24 protein-coding genes are annotated in these 22,882 nt (G+C 53.8%); 14 read left to right on the forward strand and 10 right to left on the reverse strand.

All coding sequences use genetic code 11. The annotated features are described in order from the left end of the window. The first annotated feature begins 42 nt into the window (after nt 1-42). The 4 genes from GSQ82_RS13450 to GSQ82_RS13465 all read left to right on the forward strand — a co-directional run bounded on the left by GSQ82_RS13450 (nt 43) and on the right by GSQ82_RS13465 (nt 3,981). Entirely contained in the window at nt 43-303 is a 261-nt protein-coding gene (locus GSQ82_RS13450) for an AbrB/MazE/SpoVT family DNA-binding domain-containing protein (RefSeq protein WP_158792762.1), read from the forward strand. Beyond that, the gene (locus tag GSQ82_RS13455) at nt 300-761 is read left to right on the forward strand and encodes a type II toxin-antitoxin system VapC family toxin (protein WP_216847080.1); all 462 of its coding nucleotides are present in this window, start codon (nt 300-302) and stop codon (nt 759-761) included. Before GSQ82_RS13450 ends, GSQ82_RS13455 begins: the two co-directional genes overlap by 4 nt. 261 nt (nt 762-1,022) lie before the next feature. Then, nucleotides 1,023-1,310, forward strand: coding sequence for a hypothetical protein (locus GSQ82_RS13460; protein ID WP_158792763.1), 288 nt, complete (start codon nt 1,023-1,025; stop codon nt 1,308-1,310). Then, the gene (locus tag GSQ82_RS13465) at nt 1,297-3,981 is read left to right on the forward strand and encodes a ParA family protein (RefSeq protein WP_158792764.1); all 2,685 of its coding nucleotides are present in this window, start codon (nt 1,297-1,299) and stop codon (nt 3,979-3,981) included. The genes GSQ82_RS13460 and GSQ82_RS13465 overlap by 14 nt, the downstream gene beginning before the upstream one ends. 309 nt (nt 3,982-4,290) lie before the next feature. Here the strand turns inward: GSQ82_RS13465 and GSQ82_RS13470 are convergent, their stop codons facing one another. Next, nucleotides 4,291-5,145 (reverse strand): SDR family oxidoreductase, encoded by an 855-nt coding sequence (locus GSQ82_RS13470; protein WP_158792765.1) that lies wholly within the window; start codon nt 5,143-5,145, stop codon nt 4,291-4,293. Nucleotides 5,146-5,239: 94 nt separating this feature from the next. Between GSQ82_RS13470 and GSQ82_RS13475 the strand changes: the two genes are divergently transcribed. Together GSQ82_RS13475 and GSQ82_RS13480 are read left to right on the forward strand one after the other, a co-directional pair. Further along, the gene (locus GSQ82_RS13475; protein WP_158792766.1) at nt 5,240-5,638 is read left to right on the forward strand and encodes a helix-turn-helix domain-containing protein; all 399 of its coding nucleotides are present in this window, start codon (nt 5,240-5,242) and stop codon (nt 5,636-5,638) included. Between the two features lie 133 nt (nt 5,639-5,771). Continuing rightward, the gene (locus tag GSQ82_RS13480; RefSeq protein ID WP_254061637.1) at nt 5,772-6,248 is read left to right on the forward strand and encodes a DUF1772 domain-containing protein; all 477 of its coding nucleotides are present in this window, start codon (nt 5,772-5,774) and stop codon (nt 6,246-6,248) included. A gap of 76 nt (nt 6,249-6,324) precedes the next feature. Here the strand turns inward: GSQ82_RS13480 and def are convergent, their stop codons facing one another. Continuing rightward, the gene (def, locus tag GSQ82_RS13485) at nt 6,325-6,984 is read right to left on the reverse strand and encodes a peptide deformylase (RefSeq protein WP_254061638.1); all 660 of its coding nucleotides are present in this window, start codon (nt 6,982-6,984) and stop codon (nt 6,325-6,327) included. A gap of 197 nt (nt 6,985-7,181) precedes the next feature. Here def and dnaN point away from each other — a divergent pair, with 197 nt between their 5' ends. Beyond that, a complete protein-coding gene (gene dnaN, locus GSQ82_RS13490; protein ID WP_158792767.1) occupies nt 7,182-8,300 on the forward strand; it encodes a DNA polymerase III subunit beta in 1,119 nt (372 codons plus the stop codon). A 218-nt stretch (nt 8,301-8,518) separates the two neighbouring features. Here dnaN and GSQ82_RS13495 read toward each other — a convergent pair whose 3' ends face one another. Then, a complete protein-coding gene (locus GSQ82_RS13495) occupies nt 8,519-10,240 on the reverse strand; it encodes a hypothetical protein (RefSeq protein ID WP_158792768.1) in 1,722 nt (573 codons plus the stop codon). 442 nt (nt 10,241-10,682) lie between these two features. On the opposite strand from GSQ82_RS13495, the gene GSQ82_RS13500 reads away from it, so the two are divergent. From GSQ82_RS13500 to GSQ82_RS13510, 3 genes are all read left to right on the forward strand, one after another. After that, nucleotides 10,683-10,967, forward strand: coding sequence for a hypothetical protein (locus tag GSQ82_RS13500; protein WP_216847081.1), 285 nt, complete (start codon nt 10,683-10,685; stop codon nt 10,965-10,967). A 55-nt stretch (nt 10,968-11,022) separates the two neighbouring features. After that, nucleotides 11,023-11,883 (forward strand): hypothetical protein, encoded by an 861-nt coding sequence (locus tag GSQ82_RS13505; RefSeq protein WP_158792769.1) that lies wholly within the window; start codon nt 11,023-11,025, stop codon nt 11,881-11,883. 102 nt (nt 11,884-11,985) lie between these two features. Then, on the forward strand, nt 11,986-13,287 hold the full coding sequence (locus tag GSQ82_RS13510; protein WP_158792770.1) for a M23 family metallopeptidase: 1,302 nt from the start codon (nt 11,986-11,988) through the stop codon (nt 13,285-13,287). A gap of 1,430 nt (nt 13,288-14,717) precedes the next feature. Here GSQ82_RS13510 and GSQ82_RS13515 read toward each other — a convergent pair. The 7 genes from GSQ82_RS13515 to GSQ82_RS13540 all read right to left on the reverse strand — a co-directional run bounded on the left by GSQ82_RS13515 (nt 14,718) and on the right by GSQ82_RS13540 (nt 20,499). Continuing rightward, the gene (locus GSQ82_RS13515) at nt 14,718-15,812 is read right to left on the reverse strand and encodes a VWA domain-containing protein (RefSeq protein WP_158792771.1); all 1,095 of its coding nucleotides are present in this window, start codon (nt 15,810-15,812) and stop codon (nt 14,718-14,720) included. A gap of 43 nt (nt 15,813-15,855) precedes the next feature. Then, nucleotides 15,856-16,386 (reverse strand): phosphate-starvation-inducible PsiE family protein, encoded by a 531-nt coding sequence (locus GSQ82_RS13520; protein WP_158792772.1) that lies wholly within the window; start codon nt 16,384-16,386, stop codon nt 15,856-15,858. Nucleotides 16,387-16,509: 123 nt separating this feature from the next. Then, entirely contained in the window at nt 16,510-17,031 is a 522-nt protein-coding gene (locus GSQ82_RS13525) for an Hsp20/alpha crystallin family protein (RefSeq protein ID WP_158792773.1), read from the reverse strand. A 213-nt stretch (nt 17,032-17,244) separates the two neighbouring features. After that, the gene (locus GSQ82_RS13530) at nt 17,245-18,093 is read right to left on the reverse strand and encodes a DUF3300 domain-containing protein (protein ID WP_158792774.1); all 849 of its coding nucleotides are present in this window, start codon (nt 18,091-18,093) and stop codon (nt 17,245-17,247) included. Between the two features lie 235 nt (nt 18,094-18,328). After that, on the reverse strand, nt 18,329-19,546 hold the full coding sequence (locus tag GSQ82_RS13535) for a nitrogen regulation protein NR(II) (protein ID WP_371417206.1): 1,218 nt from the start codon (nt 19,544-19,546) through the stop codon (nt 18,329-18,331). Beyond that, nucleotides 19,429-19,893, reverse strand: a complete 465-nt coding sequence (locus tag GSQ82_RS25115) for a hypothetical protein (protein WP_254061639.1) — start codon at nt 19,891-19,893, stop codon at nt 19,429-19,431. The genes GSQ82_RS13535 and GSQ82_RS25115 overlap by 118 nt, the downstream gene beginning before the upstream one ends. 444 nt (nt 19,894-20,337) lie before the next feature. Next, nucleotides 20,338-20,499: a hypothetical protein gene (locus tag GSQ82_RS13540; protein WP_158792775.1), complete on the reverse strand. Its 162-nt coding sequence runs from the start codon at nt 20,497-20,499 to the stop codon at nt 20,338-20,340. A gap of 207 nt (nt 20,500-20,706) precedes the next feature. Between GSQ82_RS13540 and GSQ82_RS25365 the strand changes: the two genes are divergently transcribed. From GSQ82_RS25365 to GSQ82_RS13555, 4 genes are all read left to right on the forward strand, one after another. Then, on the forward strand, nt 20,707-20,829 hold the full coding sequence (locus GSQ82_RS25365) for a hypothetical protein (RefSeq protein WP_256370083.1): 123 nt from the start codon (nt 20,707-20,709) through the stop codon (nt 20,827-20,829). A 97-nt stretch (nt 20,830-20,926) separates the two neighbouring features. Further along, entirely contained in the window at nt 20,927-21,391 is a 465-nt protein-coding gene (locus GSQ82_RS13545) for an excisionase family DNA-binding protein (protein ID WP_158792776.1), read from the forward strand. Beyond that, nucleotides 21,388-21,948 (forward strand): PIN domain-containing protein, encoded by a 561-nt coding sequence (locus GSQ82_RS13550; RefSeq protein ID WP_158792777.1) that lies wholly within the window; start codon nt 21,388-21,390, stop codon nt 21,946-21,948. Before GSQ82_RS13545 ends, GSQ82_RS13550 begins: the two co-directional genes overlap by 4 nt. Before the next feature lie 263 nt (nt 21,949-22,211). After that, a partial coding sequence (locus tag GSQ82_RS13555) for a hypothetical protein (protein WP_158792778.1) occupies nt 22,212-22,882 on the forward strand: 671 nt, incomplete at its 3' end.

Here is a 22,882-nt window from a genome sequence, read left to right on the forward strand (position 1 = left end):
CCGAAAGATGCAATCATTACACTTACTGGTAGGAGTATTACTATGCAAATCACGAGCAAGGGACAGGTGACCATTCCTCTGAACGTCCGCACCAGGCTTGGACTGCTGCCCCACACCGAAGTCGAGTTCGAGTTGGCTGGGGATCACGCCCGGATTCGGAAGGCCAAGCCAACTCATGGTGCGGGGATGAGGGGGAAGAGAGCACTCGAAGCACTCCGAGGGACGGCCAACACGCGCATGAGCACCGACGAGATCATGGCGTTGACCCGCAACGAGTCTGACCACGACAGGAAGGGCAAGTGAAGCCGGTTTTCACCGGTTTGGTGGCACGTCTTCGCAACTGCCAAGGGGTTCTGGTGGACAGCAACATTATCCTGGACATCGCCACTAACGATCCGAAGTGGGGCGAATGGTCGGGAAGTGCGCTCTCAGAGTGTGCCGAGCAGACGGCATTGGTTATCAATCCGATCATCTACGCCGAAGTTTCTATCGGCTATACGACCATCGAAGCATTGAATTCGGCACTCCCGAGTAACGTCTACCAAAGGGAATCGCTCCCCTGGGAGGCGGGGTTTCTGGCCGGCAAGTGCTTCCTGGCCTATCGCAGACGCGGAGGCTCGCGAAACACCCCGATGCCAGATTTCTACATTGGTGCACACGCTGCGATCGAACATCTGGCATTGCTTACGCGAGACGCAGCGCGCTTTCAGACGTACTTCCCCAAACTTGAGATCCTCTCGCCACCGAAGGACCTGCTGTAACAGCGATCGGTAATGGTTAATCAGGAAGCTCATGGGAAAACCGAGGTTGCGGAGGGATCATTCGGTTCGCCGAGTGTCGGCAACGCCTACTAAGTGTGTGATGGAAGACGATCGGTTATCCTTCCTACTATGCTGCGAGCAACACGTCGAGAATTGACCAAGGCGTACCGGAGCCACAGACCCTACTGTATCGACCTCTCGGTCGCCGCATATAAGCTCTTGGCCCTCTACTGCATCGAATGTGGTTTGAAGGCCCTAATTATGCAACAACAACGAGTGGAATCAACGGACAAACTGCCATCGGATGCAGTGTTCGGTCACGATCTCGTTGCTGGCCTCAAATTTCTCAGGGCGCCCGTCACGCTCTTCAAAATGAATCAACTGCAAATCTCGACGCTCCACGAAAGAGATCCCCAACAAAGGGTTGCCCCGAAAGATTTACACCAAGCCCTGCGTTACGGAATTCCAACGACTCTTCAAACCGAAACATCTACGGAGATTAGAAGCATAATTGCGTGGATCGAAGGGAAATTCAATGAAGGCAATTAGCATCCTCACCTGGCTGGATTTGGAGTTTATTCTTGAGAGTTACCGTGCTGAAAATGGATCTCCTAATTGGCTACTAGCTTCTACGGTTTATCAAGACGTTGTAGATTTAGAAATCCTGCGTGGAACGGATGGTGAACAGGTCGACTCTTTTCTGAACCAGGTATTCGGAGTTCGCTATCTCCCAGATCGAACCATCGCCCTTGATAGCGGGCCTGACCAAGGCCGTCTTGTAATCGTTCATGTCAACGAAGTGGACGATTCTGAAAAACGGGCTCAAGTCGGAATTACTGCACCTCCGTCATTCCGTCGAGTCGCCGCTCTTCCAGACTCAGGAGGCCAGCTCTGTCTGCCGGACTCATCATCAGATGATAGTCCGCAAATCATAGCTTTCTATTCGTTTAAAGGAGGAGTGGGGAGAACAACTCACTTGCTCGCATACCTACAGGCACTTTCTTCCGCAAGAGAGAAACGTTCTGCCCTTGTCATTGATGCTGATCTCGAAGCTCCCGGGATAACTTCACTGCTGAGCCACGAGATTTCTGTCCCTGCGGCGAGTCTGTCATTCATTGATCTCCTTGCTTTGATTCAGAGTGATCCAAGTGCGGAAGCGAACGATTCTCTGAATTTGGCTACCCACCTCACCCGACGCCAAGTGCTCACAACATCATTACAGGAAGGAGATGCCAAACATTATTTCATTCCGGCTTTTCGATCAGAAGAGCAGGCAATGCGGCTTGATATCCGACCCGAGCATTTAACAAATCGGCCTGGCCAGGAGTGGTCGTTGCGGGCCTTCCTCGTGCGACTGGCGAAGAGTCTAGACGTAGACGTGATCCTTTTGGATCTGCGCGCAGGCTATTCCGAGCTATCCAGCCCATTCCTCTTTGACCCTCGCATCAAAAAGATGCTCGTGACCACACCTTCCATTCAGTCTGTCGATGGGACAATTACCATCCTGCAGCAGCTTGGGAAGATCGCAAGAAGGGCAAAGGGGTCAGGGGCATCAGATCCAACTGTTATATTGAGTTTCGTTCTCGCCGAATTGTCCGATAGCGAGTTCATTCGAAACATCGTCACGCGGCTCCAACAGAACTATCCGGAGTTGGAGATAGATGAAAGTTGGCCGAGCGTTCAGACTCTGACTACACCGTTCTCGCAGGAATTGCTGTACTTAGATTCATTTAGTGAGGCATTGACCAAACTTGGGACAAGTCCTTTAGTTCGAAAGATGAGCGATCTCGTCGAATTTGATCTTCCATCTAAAACATCTGAGATTGTCGCTGATCCAACGGCTATTGATGACACTCGCAGGCGACTGACGCAAAATGCAAAAGAACTCGAATATGCCGAAAGCGGAAAAGGCGACGGATTCCTGCGGATAGCCCCGTTGAGAGCCTTAGCCCGTCAGTATTCAGGAATCCCCCCCACTGCCGTAATCATAGGCGCCAAGGGGGCGGGCAAGACGTACACCTACTTACAGATCTTGCGTGCTGGCAGTTGGTCCGCCTTTATCACCAAAGTCAACGGAGAGACCGTACCTCAGGGAACTGCTTTATGGCCTGTGTTGAACTCTAGAAACCTCGATAGCTTAGCCATGCAGGTCGTCGAGACGGCGCGGACAGCGACCGCAAACAATCTTGGCATTACTTTAGATCTCAATCTTCTCGAAATCAGTGATTTGATTAGAAACGCGCTTCGGGAAACAGAGGCGGACGAGACATGGTGGCGACACAAGTGGTTCGAAATATTCGCAGCATCAATGGGACTTCCAATCGAGCCTTTCAATGCTGCAGCAGGTATGATCGTCGACTATCTTAGGAAATTGGGTCAGCAACTCGTATTGATGATTGATGGTCTGGAGGATCTGTTTCCCGAACTGGCAACGAATCACACAGAGCAATTGGCACTCCGAGCATTGATTCAAGGAGTACCGTCCTATTTGAAATCTGTACCTGATAGTCCCCTAGGAGTTCTTATTTTCGTGAGGGCGGACTTGGCGCGTGCTGCGGTGCCCCAAAATTATGGTCAATTCTCAAGGCTTTATGACGCATTCGCTTTACAGTGGAGCGAAGAAGAAGCTCTCCGCCTAGCTGTGTGGCTGGCTGATTCAGCGGGTGTTAAACGTCCAGACCATCTTCAGAATCCTCCGGAACTTCTTTCGGTCGAAGAAGCCAAGGAAAGTCTCCTTGCTGTCTGGGGACGAAAACTAGGAACAGAAAAGTCTCGCGAAGCGAGGTCCGCAGAGTGGGTTATCGCCGCTCTTAGCGACTTCAAAGGGCAGATTCAAGCGCGGGATCTTGTACGCTTTCTGCACTTCGCAGCCGAGGGAAGCATTGAGAGCGCGAACATGGATAGGGTGCTCAGTCCGGGCGCCATTAGGAACGCTATTAAGCCATGCAGTTTGAGAAAAATTGAGGAAATTGAACAAGAAATACCTCAACTGAAAGCCATCTTTTTGAAACTACAGAGTGTTGCCGATCTACGCATTCCCTTCGATGCTACCGACGCAAATCTGACCTCAGAAGATATCCGTTTTCTACAAAGCGTAGGAGTTGTAGCCGAACTGCATGGCGAATATTACATGCCCGAGATTTTTAGATTCGGGTTGGGTTTACGGTTATCAGATGGCGCACGGCCAAAAGTTTTGAGCTTTGCAAGACGATTCGCTTAGATGGGTATGAAGTTTGTCATAGTCGACGATGACAATGTTATCTATCACAGCCCACTCGGGGCCGAAAGGTCCCTAAGCGGATCGCATCATATGCAGGCGATCTCTAAAATTTAGGCTCATGCCAGACCATTCGTTGAACGTTGAATCTGGCATGAGTCTCCTGAATCGCAGCATAACCTGGCCATGTGGCCACATTATGCTCGGAATGACACACCCGGTACTAGAGCCTGAGATCACTTCAACCTGAGTGAACCCAGGCCTGGCGAAGCAGCAATGCACCCACTGCTCCGCCAAGAGCCGGGTGAAAGTTTACGAGGCCCGCAAAGCGTCCGCAACTACTTGTCCAAGTGGCATCGTACTGTGTCCGATAAGCCGGCTCAGGGTGTGCGACTGGTCATCGAGAGCACCGTGAGCGGCATGCATCTCGGCATCCGCGATAATCCGTGCAACCTCCGGGGGAAGAAAGCTCGCCAGTATCTTTTCGTATTCAGCTTCCGGCAGATCGTGATATCCGATGGTCTGCCCAGTTTGCTTGCTGACCTCCGCGGCGAGTTCTGCGCGGGTGAATGGCGTGTCGCCGCCTAGCTCATATACCTTGTTCTCGTGGCCCTCTTCGGTGAGTACAGCCACGGCCGCAGCGGCATACTCAGCCCTGGTCGCGGCGGCAAAGCCCCCGCCATTTGAGGCCCCGATAAACGCCCCCTGCTGCAACGCTGGCGCAATGCCAGGGATGAGATTCTCGACATACCAGCCGTTGCGCAAGAGCACGAATCCGATGCCACTCGCTCGAAGGTACTTCTCAGTGGAGAGATGCTCCGCCGCGAGCAAGAGTTTCGAGGTATCTGCACGTAGAAGACTTGTATAAGCCAATAGACTGACACCGGCAGTTTTTGCGGCGTCGATCACAGCTTGATGCTGCGGTACCCGCCGTCCGACTTCATTGCTCGATATCAGCAGAACCTTCGTTGCCCCTCGAAAGGCGTTGGTGAGGGTATCGGGGCGAGAGTAGTCGGCTTCGCGAACCTGCACTCCGTTAGCCGCGAGCGCCTTGGCCTTGGACGGCGTGCGAACTACGGCGATAATCTGGTTTGCGGGAACCTTCTGAAGCAAGCCTTCGACGACCAATGTTCCAAGCTGGCCCGTGGCTCCGGTGATGGCGATCATGACAATTCTCCTTGGCTGTCAAATCTGACAGCAAGACCAGCGTAGCCTTTTGACTTACTTTACGTAAGTACATACCTCAAGGTAAGCTGTCTGTATGCCGTGGCCAAAGAGTACGAAGACGATTCGTATCAAAAAGGGAAACCTGTTTTCCGCCGACTGTCCGACGCGCAACATACTCGACGATGTCACCTCGCGCTGGGGGTCGCTTGTGCTGGTGCTCCTTCTGCGAGAAACCTGCTACCGATTCAGCGAACTTGCTTACCTGATTGGTGGCGTGAGTGAAAAGATGCTGGCGCAGACCCTTAGGGCGCTCGAAGAAGATGGATTCGTTCTACGCACCGTTCATGCGACGAAACCTCCCAAGGTCGAGTACAGTTTGACCGATTTAGGGAGAGAGATTGCGGCACGAATGGAAGCGCTGACTTCGTACATCGAGGCAAACGCCAGACGCGTCATGACGCATCGGACGAATGCTGCGAAGAGGATTGCGTAATGCCCTCGCTCCGCATCATGGGGCAGTCTGTCTTTAGCATTACGGGCATAAGGATGAGTGTCCGAGGTTGGTCATCATGCGCGGGTGATATCAGAACGCGCAAGAGAACTGGAATTTGAGATAGATCTACAAAATGGGTATCACTGTGAAGAGCTGGCAGCTGATAAGCATCGTTCTCTCGGCGTTGGTGGCGGGGATGTTCCATGGGCCTTGGATCGCTTTGAGTCGATCTATGCGTACCTTCTCGCCAGATGTCTTTCTCGCGATCGTAGACCGGATGAACCGCAACATGGCTCTAGTCATGACGGTCCTAATGCCTGCCACGCTCTTGTCGATCGTTCCGGTGCTGATCCTCTCGTATCGCAATCAACCACTTACCTTCTATCTAAACGCGACAGTAGTTGCGCTATTTATCGTCGCTCTTCTCGTCACGATATTGGTTGAGGTCCCCATCGTCGAAGAGATCGTGACATGGACCGTATCCACGCTTCCGCCGGACTGGCAAAGCCTTCGCGATCGTTGGATGAGGTTTCATGTCATTCGGGTTATTGCCGGACTCGCAAGCCTCGTCCTTCTATTGGTCGGGGCAATCTTCCGCGAAGCTATGTGAGGCCAGGGAAGGTCCGGCAGCGGCGCCTAGCGTCATGCCCCCCACAAACTGCAGCCAAACGGGACCTCTCGCGTTGTCACCCTTTCTCCTGGATGGCCGCTGCGATCCGTTTCTGGTGATTTTCAATCGTAGTCAGCGTCTCCGGTTGCATCACGTCGGTATAGAGGCGTCCTTGAAGGTGGTCAATCTCGTGCTGGAGAATCCGCGCATACCAACCTTTGGCGTCGATGACTCGCTGTTCACCATGTTCATCCAGACAGGTCACCCGGACTAAGGACGACCTCGCAACCATCGCCATCAGGCGCGGAATGCTGAGGCAGCCTTCATGGAAAGAATGCTCGGCAGGGGCGAGAAGTTGAATCTGCGGATTGATGATTACGTGGAAATCGATGGGGACACGCTGACGCTCGTTCAATTGTTCCGTCGTGAGGGTCTTGTGGTACCCGGCTTTATCTTCGATCACCGCAATTTGAAGCGATACTCCAATCTGTGCGGCAGCCAGTCCCACCCCCGGAGCGTCGCGCATCGTGTCGCGCATGTAACCAATCAGATTCTGGATGTCGTTGCTGCGGATCTCCTCCGCTGATAAATGACGCGCAACCTTGCGTAGCACGGGATTGCCAACTTCACAGATCTTGAGAATCACTGCGGCGACCTCTTGTCTCGCTTTGAAAGCCTTGCCGGCAGGTTCGTACCCGTTTCCGGCATTGCCAGTATAGGCCACCAATTCCGTCAAGAGCTCTGCGTGCAGAAGGTGGTCCGCCTCCGATTCGAGTACCGAATATCTCCGTACATCACCCTTACTCCGACCGAAAGGAAGTTACTGACTATGGCTGCCCCCGCTCAAGTTGTTGTTCAAGAACCCGTCGTCGTCCCCGCCCCAAGCTCGTTCCCGCCGCGAAAAAGGCAGAGGCGAAAGCCGAAGCAAAACTGATGGAGCTGATCTTCGAGCAGGAGACATTGCTCACTGAGTTGACTGCCGTTGTTCGCGTGGCTGAGACGAAGACGACGGTTCCCATTCTCACGCACCTGTTGTTCGAAGCAGGGAAGGACGGCACCGTCACCCTTACTGCCAGAGATCTCAAGCAGACTCTACGAACGGAGTTTGCGGCGGACGTGAAGGTGGCTGGCGCCGTTGCTATTCCGGCACTCAAGTTCTTCAACTACATCAGGCTCCTGCCCAAGGGGCGTGTCAGCGTGAAAATGCTTGAGAACGACCACATCCAGATTCGGTCCGGACGCTCGAACACCAGAATCCCGAGCCGCTCAGCCTCGGAGTTTCCTGCCACGCTGTCTCCAGCCAAGGAGACGATTCGCCTGAGCAGACGGGGGGTGAGGACGCTGTTACGGCAGAGTCTCTTCGCCGTAGCCAACACGGAAGCCCGGTTTCTCTTCAACGCAGCCTTGTTCGTCCTGCATGTCGACCGGATGGCAATGGTCGCCACGGATGGCAATCGATTGTCCCACGTTGAGGTGCTCGAAGAGGACGTGCTGTTCGACGGAACGCTGAAGACACTCTTGCCGAAGGAGTGCATGGCGGACCTGCTGTCCCTGCTCAATGCGAGTAAAGACGAGTCGATTGAGTTCAGCCAGGACGAAACGAACATCTACTTTCGGATTGGATCGCGCCAACTGACCGCTCGTAAACTCATCGGCCAGTTTCCCCAGTACGAACAGATCCTTCCGCGGGACAACACGAATTTCACCATCGTTCGCGCTCTGGACCTGATGACCTCCGTCCAGCGCGTTTTGGAATTTGCGGAGGAACGTTCGAGCGGTGTGAAGGTGCACCTGTCGGCAAACGCCATGACGATCAGCGCATCGTCCAAGGATAGCGGCGAATCCGAGGACACCCTGCCTGTCATCTATGCCTTCCCGGAGGTTACCATTGCCTTCAATGGAAATTACCTCGTTGAGTTCCTGAAGACCATCGGAGCGGAGGGCGAGGTCCGCCTATCTCTCAAAGACTCAAAATCGGCGGCCATGATCAAGCCTGAGCGCATGAACTCGGACTTCGATCAGTGCTATGTGGTGATGCCGATGCGCCTGTGATTCTCACTTCAAACTACGCCCGTATCAAGCAACCCATAATGTGGCCACATTATGGGTTGTTTGGCTTAGGTAAGTGCACTAATTACCTGGGTGATCTTGGTGATGCGAGAAGACTTCCGCTAAGCTGTGAACTTCGGACGTTCAGAGTCTTATGGGTAATCTCTGTTAGCGCAGAAATAAGGGACATGATGACGGTTGCACGGGCCCACAATCTGAGGCTATTTTGCTGCTTTGACAGCCGTTCCGATCAATTCAGCCGCCGCCTTTAACGACTTCTCTGAAACACCTTCAAAACGTTTAGGGGAGTCGAAAATCTTCTCTGTCGGCGACGAGAAAATGTTGCGCACGCTGTCAATTACAAAGGTTGTGTAACTACCGTCCTTGATCGCATCGTCCTTCTCGAGGATCTGGTAAATCAAATCTCGATAGGGTGTAAGAGATACGGAAATGCTAGCCTTGAAAGCATATTCTTCCTCTAGTCGGCGCTCTCGGTTGTACTGAATGGTGCAAAAGCTGATGAGAAACCCTAGGGGCACGTTCATCGATAGTTTGATCCAAAAAGCAGCACTGTGCAGATCTCCCTGTCCCGCATGCAGAGCAATCATATAAGTTAAACCAACGACTACAATCACTAATACGGTGATCGCGCCAACCCAAAGATATTTGTCCTTGGAGATGCTTTTTTGCCGGGCGTTGAAAGCTCCAAATTGGCCCACCCCGGTGGCGTGCGCGACCTGCTCCTTTACTCTCTCCTTTAGTTCCTCTAATTCCTTGACGTGCTCCGCGACCGCTTCTCTGCTCCTTGCGAGCGAATCGTCCGTCTGTTTGGTCAACTCCGTCTCGAGCTCCGCAATCCTGGTCCCTACTGTTTCAACAAGTTCCTTATGCTTAGCAGTTTCAACCTCAAGCATTTCGTCGGACTCGGCCTTTGCGGCCTTCAATCGCAGTGCTTCGCTCTTATTGAAGGCGGCGACCAACTCCTCTATCTCCAACTTATTCGATCCGAGCCGAGCGGCCAGGTCCTCCGCGTGTTTCTCCCCAGCGGTCGTAGTGGTCTCTGAGAGGGTCGCTAATTCGTGCGAAATCTCCTGCGCATGCTCCGCTAAATTCGAGGTTAGCGTGGCCTCCGAGGACGTCAAGAACTTAGCTACTTCCTCATTAGACTGCTCCATTGCTTTCCTATAAGTCTCGATCTCTTGGAAGAAGGATTTGATGTCTTCCTCTAAAGGCGAGACGTTTGCAAGTGACGCTCTGAGCGCTGAGGCGACCTCAGCAGCATCTCGCTCTGAATTTTGTGTTGCAGTTGACCTCGCTGAAATCGATTCCGCGTCTTCCTCGCTCTTTGTCCTAGCAACCAGCACGGCGGCGGCATTCTCGTCGACATCTTTCTTTGCCGCTTCTATCGCATCCTTGCTTGATTGGGTTTCTTCGCGAAGAACAGCTATAGCCTCTGCACTCGGCTTCCCCCTTTCCAGCAGAGCTATAAGCCCAGCTATTTTGACCTCTTGTTGCTTTAGCTGATTCAGTTTCTTCTGATAGCCCAAGATTTGGTCTGAAAGATGGTTCAAACCATACTGCCAAATCGAAGCGTTGAGAGATTCGACGGCGGCGTCGAGATTAACGGTCTGATCTGTATCAGACATAAATCCTTGAAGCGCCTTCGAAATGGCTTCGAGATTAGAAAGAAGACGCTTCTGAACAGTGATTGGGAGTTGAATTAGCTTTTCATCCCGTATCGCATTCTCGATGATGTCCCTGCCCGAGACAAAATTGATCTGGATTTCCCTATATGTTATGTCGCCGCGATCCAGATCAAACCCATTTGCCCTTCCTTTTGCTTCCGCTGAGAAAAGCGCCTCATCCGAAAGCGTCGAACATAATGCAAAAATCTCCGCGATGTAATCGCGCTTTTCTGGCAGAGAGGTCTCGTTTTGCTCCACTGTAGGTCTCCGTTAGGCTCAGCTTTTCTTTTATTGTCAATATTGATCGCCTACCACCATCGCACGCTTCAACCAGAGTCGCAAGAACAAGTTGTTGATTTGAGGCGGGCTGGTGCCTCACCCATGACATCGTTCACCAAAACCCTCGCCGTCCGCGCAGGGCGACCATCCTACCTCTCCAATACCTTGACCTCCTGAAGCAGGACCTCGCAGGAGAATCTCATGGCCTACCGCATCCTAGGCTGGATAGTGATCGGCCTCGTTGCAGGCAGACCCACCGGAAAAATCATGAAGGGCTCTGGCTTCGGCTGGCTCATGGACATGGTCAACTGTTGCCAACAGTCAGTATGGAGTGACCGGCGCCGATGCGCCGACCGTGGGTTAGGCTGTGAGCGTCCTTACGGAGGCACAGTTCAGAGCCACAAGCGGAAGGGAGCCGGTCATGAAGGAGAAGGTACGATTTCTAGGTTTGGATGTCCATGCTGAGACGATCGCCGTAGCGGTCGCGGAGCCGGAAGGTGAAGTGCGGAGCCTGGGAACGATTCCCAACCGTGCTGAATCTATCCGCAAGTTGATCAAGAAGCTTGGTCCGGCAGCCAAGTTGAGAGCCTGTTATGAGGCGGGACCGACTGGTTACGTCGTGTACTGGCAGCTCGCGGAACTGGGCGTTGAGTGCGAGGTTGTGGCACCCACGTTGGTGCCGGTCAAGGTTTACGCGCCCCTTTGACGTGGGCGACATGTCTTTCGAGCCTCTGTACGAAACCCACACAGAAGCAGTCAAGATGGCGCGTGATAAGGACTCGTTTCACCTCACAGGGTTGCTGCACGTCCCCGTGAACTCATTGTTCGCATTCCGAGCGCGCAGAGATACATTCTTTGACCTGGAAGCGGCGCTCACCTTCTGTGAGCAGCAACATGTCGCGCTATCGAACTGTTCTGAAGTGCTTCCAGGAGAAGATCCCGTGGAAATGCTTCTCTCCTCGGTTCCACATCAATTGAAACAGGACATAGATCTTGTCATCACGGGAAGCAATTTAATCTCTCGAAGGCCGGCGCGCCCCACTTCAGGTCACCGATTGCAATTTGATGCCTTCCTGCCGGACATGCGAGTTCGCTTTCTGAACCTCGCTATTGAAAGGCTAGGCAGCGCTGAGTTTCAGGCGGAAACCGGTTTTCGATCCGCATTCTTTCGTCATGTCGAGGTTGTGAAGATGGGAGCGGCTCCGATCGATGTCACGTTTTCCCTCGTATTTACAGGCTTAGAGCTTCTTGCCCGGATGAAGTTGAAGCCAACTAGACATCAATCGCTGAGCTGGATTATGAAGACGTTTCTTGACTCCCTTGGGTTTACCGTGAGCGAGGACGAAGCGAGGCAGTTTGCGCAATGTAGGAACGCCCTCTTTCACCGGGGAGAGCTCCATGCCACCTATCACACAGAGGTTGGCGGCGAAGTGAGATCGATCAAAATCACTGAGCTCCCAAACATTCGATCTCTATTCCCGGACGTCCTACTGAAAGTGCTTGGCTTCAACGATCCACGCATTAGCTCGAATCGCTGGCGTGATCGAATGGCATTCAAGGGAGAAGGGGTGGTATCCCGAACCATAAAGCTGGATATATCGCGGAAGGGTGGAACGAGTTGAGCGGATACTCATCCTCGCAGGCACGGTCGCTGCTTCGCTGCAAGATCCTACCCAGTGATTTGTCCAGTAGAGTCCCATGGACTGTGGGGCTAGAATCGACGTGTGAGAACTCCGATCATCAATGCAAGAATCCTTCTGTTGCCGTTATTGCTGACCGTGTCCGGCTGCAGTAAGCCCTCTTTGGATGTGGTCCCATCTCTGACCAGCATTGGGCAGGCAACTCCCATCGCTGTCCACGTCCACGATCCTCACGGAGTGAGCAAGTTCACCGCCACGTTGACGCAGAACGGCGCGCAATACCAGGTATGGCAGGCTCCCGCTGTATCGAAAAACGCCGACACCACCTTCAACTTCGAGATCGGCGTCAAGACGACGCCCCAACTGCATGACGGCCCTGCCCACCTGATTCTTGAAGCCACGTCTGGCAGCCTGTTCCATGGCACCACCCGCTGGGAGCATGACGTCAACGTGGTCACGCAACCGCCTGTCGTCAGCGCGGACTCCGACCAGCACTACCTCTACCTCGGCATGGCCGATCTGGCCACCATGAACGTCACCGGCAGCTACACCTCCGCAGGGATCCGGGTCGGCAACCAGACCTTCCGTGCATGGCCGATGCCAGGCGGTAAGCCCGGTCTCTTCTCTTTGTTCGCCTTTGCCTGGAATATGCCTCCCGGCACGACGCCGCTGGCCTATGCTTCGAACGCGGCTGGAAACGACGTGACTACTCCGCTGACCGTCATCTTCCCAAAGAGGGAGCAGCCCGTGTACACGCAGCATGAGATACAGATCTCCGATCAGTTCATGCAGAAGGTGCTGGGCGAGCTTGATCCCAACGGCTCTGGTGATCCCGTCGCGCGCTTCGTTAAGATCAATACCGAGATGCGCCAGGCCAATAACAAGACTCTGGCCGACCTGCGTCTCAAGACTGCCGATCACTTCCTGTGGAATCAACCCTTCACGCGTCAGTCGCATGCCCAGGCCGAGGCCACCTTTGCTGACGTGCGCAGCTATATCTATCATGGCCAAAAGATCGATCAGCAGGTGCACCTCGGCTACGATCTCGCCGTTACGCAGCATGTCGGCGTCGAAGCCTCGAATGACGGCCGTGTCGTCTGGGCTGCACCCCTTGGCATCTATGGCAACTGCATCGTGGTGGACCACGGATATGGCCTGCAGACCATCTACGGCCATATGAGCCGGATCGACGTACATGAGGGGGATATGGTCAAGCGCTCGCAGATCATGGGACTGAGCGGGATGACCGGGATGGCCGGTGGAGACCACGTTCACTTCGCGATGCAGCTCGATGGTGTCCAGATCGATCCCAAAGAGTGGTGGGACGCCCACTGGATCCAGGATCACGTCGTCCGCCGCGTCGAGTTGCCCGGCTTCAGCAAATAGGTGCAGGGGCGGCCCTGAGGCTAACCATATGGAAGCCAAGAGATGAGATCGGTAACGACGTGACGACAAGCAGGCTGATCGGAGACAGTCATTATCAGAACGACCACAAATGCAATCGCTATGCCTCGAAATAGTTGAAATTGCGTATGAACTCGTCTCGCTCGGATGTCGCCGGCGACGGAAAGATCGTATTTTACGCAGTAGGAGATCCTGAGCGACATACACGCAGCCGAAAAAACCAACCTAGCGGGGCCACGACGGTTATGAACACTACATGCTGCGCCTTATGCTTAATGTCGACTGGGAGATCGGGACAAACGGCAAGCAATCATCACGCAGGTCAGCAGGAAGATAGCATGCGCCGAGCTCTCCTTGCAGACTGGTGAAGCTACTCTCTTATAGCTGTGACTTATTGCATGTCAAATGTTTGGGCACTTGTGAAGACCATCCCGATCAGACATGTTTACGAAAGCTGCCTGCCCATGAGATGGGAGCCGTAGCTTGATCTATTAAGATAGGCAGAGCATCTCGGAGGTTCTCTCGACGAATCGAGGTGGACTTTCCATCCGTTCTAGCTGATATAACCCCGCGTCCGTGCGAGAAGCGATATCCTCAATGATTCGACGGTCCTCATCCGACACGGTGTGACATAGGATAAATAGTTCATATCCTGGGCGTTCTTGTTCTACAGATTTTCGGAATTGCATTAAATTTGAGACGGTATTGACTCGAAATCCCCCACTCGCCAAAAGCAACCTGCGGGTTTCCAGCAAAGTTGAATCTCGACCATAGATCAGAATCCTGTATCCATTTGTCGGAGGCGCAATCATCGTTCATGTCCTCTCTTCTTAAATTCGTCCCGTCCGGAAAGGCGCTGCGTGCTGCTGAGATATAAGTCTGCTCAATTCGGCCGAACTTCTTCGGTGGCCACGATGCTGCCAGTTTGCTCGCTTTGGAAGTCTTGTTGATCTCCAACTGCTGAGGGAACCGGTCGCACCTCAACAACCTGAACATGCTGTTCTGCACATTCCATAATTTCCTGTATCTGTTGAACAAGAGTTTTCATAAAATCAGAGATGCGGCAGAATTCTCGTAGCGTTGCCCCTTTGAGTCAGACACGTCGCGTAGTAAAGCTGAGACTTCTGATCGATGGTTGCCTGATTGAACGATTGCATCTTCGCATGAGTGGCTAAGCCCGCCTCCAGTATTTGCCAGCTCCGAATCAAGAGCATCGAGTGTCTCTGCAACCTGAGGTCCGGGATTGCCGCTCAAATGCCCATCCGCCGAGGGTCAAAAGTGAATCAACGACCAAAGGCTTGGTTGCGTAATTTGAGGGCTCTTAGCGGCAATCCCAATGGACCGTTCGGCTTCCCTAGGATGGAACGACAGTGCCACGTCAAAGGTGTTCTCCTCGACTTCCATGTACTGGCTTAGGTCGCAGCGTTGGGCATGTAACTGTTCTCTACGATCACCGTCGACCGAATGACCTTGCCGTTCGCGTCAACGATCTCTAGTGGTCCATTCGTCTTGGAATCAACCAGTTCGACCCGGACAGTTCTCTTGGCATCTAATGATGCGCTGCCCGTGGACCGATAGCTAATCACATAGCGGACTCTCAGATTTTCCATCAGGTCGTCATACACTCCGGTGAGGTTAATGGTGCTGCTTTCGGCGTACATCCGGCCTCCAGATACCCTGGCGATATCCCGAAGTTGATCTTCGGCCTTTTTCCAGTCCAGGTGCGCGTAGGGACCGGTATTCGCGTAATTCTTAGCAGCCTCGCGCAGATCGGGACCGAGGTTGATGATGTAGACCGGTGTGCCGGAGGCGCGGACGGCAGTCACAGCCTCGGCATAGTTGGCCTTGCTAAAAGTATCGACTCCCGAGGTAATGACGATCAAAGCCTTGCGACCGGTCACCGCCTTCATGACCTCTGAAGTTGAAACAAGCGCATCGTAAAAGTTTGTCTCAGATGAATCTGGCACCCCAGAGGTCATAAAGAACCGATCGAGGCGGTCGTGAGCGGTTGTGAAATCGGCAACCTGATTTACGCTGTCGGCATACTGCCAGATCGCAACTTTATCTTCCCGTCCGAGTTCGTCGAGAATTTGCTGGCCCGCTCTGAGGACTTCGTCGGAAGAGGTTCTGTTGAAGCCTTTAAAGCGGCCTCCATGTTCCATGACGATGCCCAGAGTGATCGGGGCATGTTCTATCTCCACGGTGGCGTTCTGCTGTCGGATGCCGTTCTCATAAACGGCAAAGTTGTCGCGATGAAGGTCGGGAATAAAGTAGCCTGCCGGGTCCTGCACCAGGAGCTTCATCGTGACAGCGGACGTAGCCGGGTCAAAGTGGATCTCCGTCCGTTGTTTGCCCTGCTCGCCAGTGAAGAGGGCGGCTGGGCGATTGGGGACTTGAACCTGTCGATGATAAGAGGTTCCTGTCGGCAGGGATTGAGCGGAAGCCAAAGCGGTCCATAGAAAGAGTGGCAATACTTTTACAAATTGGTTTCGTGTCAGCATGGTCATGACTTCCTTTCTATAAGCGTTCTTCTATCTTTCTTGTGCTGCATCACTGGCCGCGGATTGCGTCCATCGGGATTCCCCGATCGACCCGCGTCTCTGTTTCCGACGCGCTCTCTGTTGGCCGTCCAGATTCATCCTGATCGCGTACGAGCCAGAACACGATGCCGAGGGACAGCGAAGCGGCAGCCAGGGCAAAGACCACGGCGGGCTGGGTTTGATAGATGTCGAGGATGATGAACTTGCGAACCATCGCAAGCAAGGCAATCAGAACAACTGAGCGGATCTGAACGATATCGCGCTGCTGATGCAGCACCACCAGCAAGGAGTGCTTGAACTCCATCGCGATCAGGACGGTAAGGACCATCCCGAACACGGTCTGGAAAACCTGAGAGTCTCTGGGATCGACCAAGTGGCTACGGACCAGATCGAAGGTGTGAAGGATGAGCTGCCACGTCGCCGCCCCGACGATCGCTGCGATGATGGCGGTCAGCAGCGTAATGATCAGATGTTCGAACTTTTCGTAGATCGAAAACGTTCCCCAGCGGTTTTGTATATCAATATTGGCGAGTCTTTTCATGACGTCCTCCTTAGGTACTGCTCCTTTCAGTACCGCCGCACAGGAGGGCGCGCTCCCAGGAGCACACCCTCCCCGCGCAAGGTTTAGTTTGTGTTTTATTTTGGTGTTACTGCTCTACGCCTTTCAAGCCGCGTGCGACGCTTCCACCTGCTTCGGAGCCGGCTTCGAGTTGCTGCCGGAGCCGATCTCGATCTTCACCTGCTTCGGCTTGGCTGCTTCCTTCTTCTGCAGCGTGACCGAGAGAACGCCGTCCTCGTAGTTCGCCTGAGCCGAGTTCGTCTCGATTGTCGCGGGCAGAGTAAAGCTGCGGACAAAGCTGCCATAGCGGCGTTCGATCCGGTGGAAGTTCTCTTCCTTTTCATCCTTCACGAACCTGCGTTCGCCTTTGATCGTCAAGGTCTGGTTCTCCAGATTAATCTGCAGATCCTCCTGCGGAATCCCCGGAACCTCCAGCCTGAGCACCAGCTTGTGCGCGTCCTCGTAGATATCCACTGGAGGAATAAAGTTGCCGGCACTGAGGGTTTCATTCTGCTGTTCGCCGTTAGAGCTGGCGAAGTCGTTGAAGATTGAGTTCAACCGATTCTGGAGTACCGCAACGCCCTCCAGCGGCGAACGGAACGGGACAAAGCGAGTCATGGTCGTCATAGCACTCTCCTTATAACTTCCTCAATAGTGTTGTGAAGGTCTTGCCTTCACGCCAATTATGACGCAGCCGCGCAAAAAAGGTTGCAAGAAATTTGACAGAAAAACACTCACATCTTGGCGACCTGGATCGCGTCACCAACGCAAAAAAGGCCTGCCAATATTCAGGCAGGCCTTCAGTCAGTCCAGTACGATAACTGATTTAATGTGCGTCACTTATCTGTGGTGATGGATCTCCACTCTCGGTCCGATCGGACGAGCCCAGGGATGCGCATACGGGTGAACGTAGACCCCTCTGTTGACCCAACCGCGCTCCCACGGATGTCCGCCGATGACGATGGTATGGGCTGGCCAGAAGAACGCAGGTCCCGTCCACCAACCCCATGTCCCGAAGGTGGCAGAGATCGTGACCGCCGGTCCAAATCGGATGGCAGTGCCAACTACAAAGCCAGGCCGCGGACGAGCGAAGACCACCACAGGGTCATAGTAAGGGACATAGAATACCGCAGGATTCAGCGGCAGGATTTCAAGGTAGCCACCGGTATCAACCACGTTGACGTAGCCATTCGGAACCAGATATCCGTAGTTCCGCGCCTGACGCCGCATCCTCTGCACCGCATCCATCACCTCCGGGCGCTGATTAAGAACAGCGTTGCCAAGTTGCTGGGTCCATGCCGGATCATGAGCCATCATGTCGAGCACAGAGGGAAAAGGCAGAAGTCCCAGCACGCTCGGGTCCCACTGGAGATGATCGTCCTGGATAGCGTGTGCCAAAGCATCGCCGGTGAGATAGGTGTGTTGGTTTGCCCAGGTTGCGGCTTCGGGTATCTCCCCCCAGAACGTCGAGGCCGTCAGAGTCTGAGCCAGCAGAGGGTCTGGATACAGAGCAATCCGCGAGACCAATTGATCAAGTTGCGGCGGAGTCAAAGGAACAGATTGGGCCAACGCAATGGGCGAGAGACCCAGGATGAGAAGGGCGTAAGGAAAGATTTTCTTCAGCCAGCCAAACGCCTTGATTTGCGTTGCGGAGTATTTCAAGTTGTTCAATTTCGACAGTGCTTTCATGGCCTGTCACCTCCATGAGAAATTCAACTTCCGGCCAGATTTGACGCAAAATGCAATCCAAAGTTGCGCCATATAGACAGAAAAAATTAGTGCTGCTCAGCGTCTTCGAGACGCGAGGTCCGGCCCCGCACAGCACCTGCCAGTCCGATCGATCAGGAAGAATGGCGCCGCCGGAACGTCGGAACTGCTTTCGGTGGTCGCTCTCCGTGAGACCGGCCACCAGCCCAGACTTCCATCATTCCAAGACCTGCGCCCGCTGGATAATGGCGTCGAACGGCAGGAACATCGTGAAAACTGTCCCTGAGCGATTTGAGATCCGGCTGGTTCTCAACTTTAGCCGCCCATGATGCCGTTTAACGATGTCTTCGCTCACCCAAAGCCCCAGACCTGTGCCGTTCATACCTTTGGTCGTAAAAAACGGCTCGAAGACTCGTGAGGCCGTGTCATTGCTCATGCCATGCCCTGTGTCGGCAACCGTGACTAGGACCCCTCTCTTGCCTACGCTCCAGAGGGTTGCTTCTCGAGTCCGCACGATAAGTTTCCCGCCAGTTCCGTGCATAGCGTCGATCGCATTTCCAATGAGATTACTCATCACTTGTCGAATCTCACCTTCGAAACAATAAATTGACTGTTCGGCCCGGTCTCGCCTCAAGACGGTGACTCCAGTGTTCGAGAGTCGGCCTTGGTAGATCGCGAGCGTGCTGTCAACCAGGGAAGGAGCACCCGTGAGTTGTGGAGCAGTAGACTGCCGATGAAATCGAAGCGTTTGATTGGTGATGGCTGCTACGCGTCGCAACTCAATCTCAGCGGACCCCAGATACTCTTTTGTCTCAGCATTGATGGCGGACCCTTTCGCAAGATAGATCAGGTTGGTGACCGATTCGAGGGGATTGTTAATTTCGTGGGCGATGGAACTTGCAAGCCGTCCTACCGCCGCGAGCTTCTCAGTTTGCAGTAAGACCTTCTCTGCTCGCTTGGCTTCCGTGACATCGATGCCCAGAGCGATGATGCCGGAAACGCTTCCGTCCGCCTCCCGCATCGGCTGGTAAACGAAATCAAGGGTGCGTTCTTCCAATTCGTCGGAGCCGTGCCGAGCGAGTCGGATGGGAGTGTCACGACCGATGAATGGCTCGCCCGTTTGATAGACGCGGTCTAAGAGTGCGATGAACCCCTGTTCTTCGACCTCTGGAACTGCCTCGCGCACGGACTTGCCTATAAGGCTTCGCGGTCCAAGGAGTTGCTGATACAAGGGGTTGATTCGCTCAAAGATGTGTTGCGGGCCACGCAATACAGTAAAGAACGCCGGGGCTTGCGCAAACAGATCAGCCAGCCGTTTCAGTTCTTGCCGCAGAGCCTGTTCCGTAATCTGACGTTGGGTCGTCTCAGTGCAGTCACAAGCGTTCCACAAATCTTGCCTGTCGAGTCTCTCACCGGGCTGTATGCATAGGTCCAATACACATCTTCGAGTTTGCCGTCACGGTAGATCGGAATCAGTTGATCCTCACTCGCCGTGGGTAGGCCCGTGGTCATGACCTGTTCAATTTGGGGGCCGATTACGGGCCATATCTCGGGCCAGCATTCTCTGCCGTTCTGGCCAAGTGCAACCGGATGTTTGTCATCTCCAAGGCTGGGCCGATAGGCGTCATTATAGAACTGGACGAGGTTCTTGCCCCACCAGAGAAACATGGGATGGGGAGATTCCAACAGTGTATTGACGGTGATGAGGAGCGACTCCGGCCACTCTTCCATAGGTCCAAGCGAACTCCGGCTCCAGTCAAAATTGCGGGTCCGTTCCGCCATCTCGCCAGGTCCAAAAATTCTGATTGTGCGTTCTGTCGCGGAAGCCTCTTGCTGAAAGAAGGTGCTCACTCAATACCCGGGGAATTCGATCGGCTGGATGGTCTAAGTATGAATTAGACACCGTGAGTCTTGCTAAAGCCTACTCTAGCTGTCTCTGAAAGGAGATAGCCTTCGCCCTCTGCGGCCGCCCTGTGTTTTCCGCCGCCACCCAGTGGGCCTGCTCCCGCCGGCAGGTCCCCTTAGAGCCTTGTGTGCTGACGCGTACGAATGGAATCAAATCTCCACGAGGGCGTGCCCCGGGCGGCGCAAGGGGTTTCCCCACACTTCATTTGATCAAAGCTCATTGGGAATAGGCTTCGCTCGATTCAGATCGAGGTCAGTCCCGAGGTTCGGGTGTAGGTGGCCATGAATCAATCTCCGAGTTTACTACTACACTTGCCGAACTCAATCGTCTTCCGCTGGGTCCAGCAGTTCCTGGGCGTTTTCATACATAGAGTTGAGGAGAGTCGCTGAATAGAGCGCGGTTTTTCCGTTATCAAATCCAATCACCACGCCACCACCCAGCCTCTCCACGTATACGATGCGGGTTTCAGGGCGGGTTTCCATAGAGGATGATTTCAAGGTTACCGAAAGAAATCGGTCGTTCAGGCGACGCAAGACCTGAAAACCCTTACAGTGTCCCAAACAAGCCCTACAGTCTTGTGCGAGAAGTCTCCCCCCTGGCTGACCGGAAGGAGCAATGCAACATTCGGCGGGGGCGCCCCTGCAACATGCCAAGACCGCAATGGTGAGGTTGAGTTGTTCGCGCATCTCATGAAGAAATCCCTTCGCAATAAGAGTCGCCGTCGGCAAGCCGAGTTTATTCTCGGTTACGTCGAGATACGCCTCGTCGAGCGACAGCGGCTCGATCGCGTCGGTGTGCCGATGGAAGGGTAGCGCGCTGGACCATTCTAGGGGAACTGACCGATTGCACTAGCATTCGAGTATTTCGCCTATTGCGAGTATTTCGAGTAACTGATAAGCTCACAATATTATGAATTTTGCTTCGCAGGAACCGATAACACTTCCGCTGACAGAGCAGCAACAGGTTCAGGACCTGGAGCGGATACTCCACCTGGGGATACCAGCGCTTGTCGGTCCTTCTGGTGAACGTTTCAACCTTCCGAGCACGGTGTACGAGATTTTGACGAGAGTTGTCGAGCTGATGGCGCACGGCGAGTCCGTTACACTCGTGCCGGATAAGCAAGTCGTGACGACACAGAGGGCCGCAGATCTATTGGGAATGTCACGTCCGTACTTCATTAAACTATTAGAGACTGGCGCCATGGCCCATCACCGAGTTGGAAATCAGCGGCGAGTCTACCTGCGAGACGTCCTCGAGTTTGCGAAAAAGAGGGATCAGGAGCGTCAAATAGCTCTTGATCGGTTATCGCAAGAAGCATTTAGCGCCGGTCTGTATGAAAGTACCGCAATCCCCGAAGGTGGCTCTGACGAGTGAAAGGCTACTTTCCGGTTCTCCTCGACGCTTGCGTTCTGATCCCGATGCCCCTCGCAGATACACTTCTGCGCCTGGCGTCTGCGCCGCGTCTGTATTCGCCGAAGTGGACCGATCAGATCATGGCAGAAGTAAGCCGCAATCTGCAGGAGAACTTTGGCCTCAGTCCAGAGAAAGCACAGTACTGGGAGAGCGAGATCCGTCGATACTTCCCCGAAGCCTGGGTAGACGGATACGAAGAGCTGATTCCGGTGATGACGAACGAGCAGAAAGATCGTCATGTACTGGCCGCCGCTGTGCGGGCGCGCTCCGAGGTCATCGTCACCTACAATCTCAAGGATTTCCCACGAGCATCCTTGAGTCCTTATTCGATCGTCGCTCAAGGTCCGTCTACGTTTCTCAAAAACCTCTACGAGCTTGATCCGCCTCGCGTGATGCAGACATTAGAGCGCCAGGCGGCAGCGATCGGGCAGACACTGCCGTTCCTGTTTTCTAAATTGAGGGTCAATGTGCCGGGTTTTGTTGCGATGCTCGAGCAAGCGATGAACGAATCCTCCTAACGGGCTTGCTAACAAACTCGGTTGGTGCGATGAGGTTGCGCACGATGCCGCGAACTTCCTGCTGGTCGAATTGCATCATGCTCGTAAGACTAGCGAATGTGCGCATCGCGATATCGTCCGGTGTTGGTGGAATTGTATGACTCTGGGTGGCAGGGCTCATTCATTAAATCTAGTCTTGCTCAGCCTGAGAGCGCATAAGATATTTCTATTGAATGGTTTGTCCGACTGGAGAGATCGTGCCGCCGCCGAAAATGAAAATGTGGATGACGTGGTCAGAACTTACGAACAGTCCGCGCATCACGAAAGAGCAGTTTCAAGAGCAGCTCGCGAAGTACCCGAAATCCAGCATCTTGATTGCCTGTACGAAGTTGAGCGTCGGCTTCGGCTATGGGCCTGATGCGTGCACTGTACCCTCCGATCAGGTCGTGGATTTGCACATGCCGATTGTCTTTCCTTCAGCGATGGTCCCTCACGTCAATTGGTGGATCCACCACGAGGGTCGACTACCGTTCTTCAATGGGCAATTGCGTTATCTTGCAGCCGAGACAGTGCGTTTGCTGCCGGAACATCCCGTTCCTGAAGATCCCGAAAAGGGGCCGCAAAACAATCAGTTCGGCGAACTGATGCTGAAGGCGGGTGAGTTGCTTTACAAGAAGCATGTCGTCGTCTACGACGAGTTGGATGGATACGCCAACATCGCAGCCGAATTCCTTCCGTCGTACGAGTTCACATCGCCTACGGACCCGATGTTCAGCTTTCTGAGGTTCTATATCTGGCTGACGAAGATCATTCCGCGGATACCGTCGCACCTTCTCAAGTTTGAACTTGATGCGGAATTTCAGAAGCTCTTTCCGTTTCCGATCATCACGTATGCAGAATTCATCGCCACGTTTGCCATGCATGCGATTCGGGAACGGCAGGGCCAGACATACGA

It is taken from the genome of Granulicella sp. L60, assembly GCF_009765825.1.
Classification (GTDB): Bacteria; Acidobacteriota; Terriglobia; order Terriglobales; family Acidobacteriaceae; genus Edaphobacter.